The 1760-nt window shown below is 65.7% G+C and carries 2 protein-coding genes; both read left to right on the top strand.

All coding sequences use genetic code 11. The features are described from left to right. A partial coding sequence (locus B3T77_RS07640; protein WP_292078598.1) for a type II and III secretion system protein family protein occupies nt 1–949 on the top strand: 949 nt, incomplete at its 5' end. 8 nt (nt 950–957) lie between these two features. Continuing rightward, complete coding sequence (locus B3T77_RS07635; protein WP_292078597.1) at nt 958–1635, top strand: CpaD family pilus assembly protein; 678 nt, start codon at nt 958–960, stop codon at nt 1633–1635. Nucleotides 1636–1760: the final 125 nt, after the last annotated feature.

Below are 1760 nucleotides of genomic sequence, written 5' to 3'. Positions count from 1 at the left end.
CAGCCGCATCGCCGCCGCCTTCGTTTCGGCGCCTGAGAAGGTTCTGAACCTGATCACCGTTCCGGGCTCGGATCAGGTGACGCTGAAGGTTCGTGTGGTGGAGGTGCAGCGCAGTGCGATCAAACAGCTGGGCTTCGACACCCTTGCTGTTGCCGGACGGCTCACTGACACCCAATGGCTCCTGCGCAATGCGCCGACATGGGGCGTCAATGGTTCACTGCAGGGTGGGATCAATGCTGGAGTCGTAACCGAGGATCCCACCTCGGGCGGCCTAGTGCGAGGCGGAGCGTTTTTGCAGGCCTTCGAGCGCGTGGGTCTGATCAGGACACTGGCCGAGCCCAACTTGACGTCGATCAATGGCGAGGCCGCCAGCTTCCTCGCGGGCGGGGAATTCCCTGTGCCTGCCAGCCGGGACGCCCAAGGGCAGATCACCGTCCAGTACAAGCCCTATGGTGTCGGATTATCGTTCCGTCCGGTCGTCCTATCCGGCGGCCGCATCAGCCTGCAGGTTAAGGTCGAGGTTTCGGAACTGTCGTCCCAAGGCGGCCTGACCATCGGTGCGGGGACGGCTTCGTCGATCACCCTGCCGGGTCTGACGGTCCGCCGCAGCGAAAACACCATCGAAATCCCCTCGGGCGGATCAATGATGATCGCCGGCCTGCTTCAGGAAAACAGCCGCCAGACTGTAGACTCTTTGCCGGGCGTCACGAACCTGCCGGTGCTGGGATCGCTGTTCCGTTCACGCGACTATCTGATGGGCGAAACCGAACTGGTCGTCATCGTCGAGCCCTACATCGTCAGCCCGACCTCGCCGTCGCGGATGCAGACGCCGGCCGATGGCCTGCGCATCGCAGAGGACAGCCAGACCATCCTCTTTGGCCAGTTGAACCAGGTCTACGGACTGCCGAATGCGCCCCCGGCCGGTTCGGTCGGCTACGTGATCGAGTGAGCAAATCCATGACTCGCACCCTGATTGCCACGCTTCTGACGACCACGACCCTGGGGCTCGGCGCCTGCGTCGGCGGCCCCGCCAGCCTGGGCGGCGAGCCGCCGCTGACGCCGACATCGCGCTATCAGCTCCAGGTCGAGCCCAATCTCGACCGGATCGCTCTGGCGGTTCACGACAGCGGCCTGTCGCCGGCGCAGAACGGCGCGCTGCAAGAGCTGGTCGGGCGTTATCGCTACGTCGGCACCGTGCCGATGGTCATCGAGGCCCCGGCCGGAAACGACCCGGTGGCCCTGAAGACCGCTTATGACATCCAATCGGCCTTGGCGGCCTACGGTGTCTCGCCAGAGCGCATCACCGTGGTCAGCTACGCCGCGCCGGATCCGCGCGCGCCCGTGGTCGTCGGCTATCAGACGATCCGCGCCGCCGTGCCGCAGTGCGGAACCGCCTGGGGCAATCTGAGCCGGACCGGCGACAATCGGTCGTCATCCAACTTCGGATGCGCCGTGACGGCCAATCTGGCGGCCCAGATCGAGGATCCACGCGACATCCAGCGGCCACGCACCATGACGCCGGCGGACGCCGGGCGCCGAACTGTAGTGTTCGATGCCTATCGCGGCGGCAAGCCGACATCGGCCGAGCGCGAAGACCTGATCCGGGATACCGCCGTGTCCCGTGCGGTGAACTGATCATGAGCACAGCCCCAGCCCCTCGCGAGTTCGACAGCTTCGACGACGCGTTCGACGTCGATATGGAGTTCGCGCCTCCGGTTGACGACGTCGCCGCGCCGCGCAGCCCGCTTCAGTTCACGCCT

The sequence above is a fragment of the Brevundimonas sp. UBA7838 genome (assembly GCF_002500885.1).
In the GTDB taxonomy this organism is placed as follows: domain Bacteria; phylum Pseudomonadota; class Alphaproteobacteria; order Caulobacterales; family Caulobacteraceae; genus Brevundimonas; species Brevundimonas vesicularis_C.
Note: the sequence above shows the minus strand (reverse complement) of the source record. Positions and strands in the feature narration are given on the sequence as shown.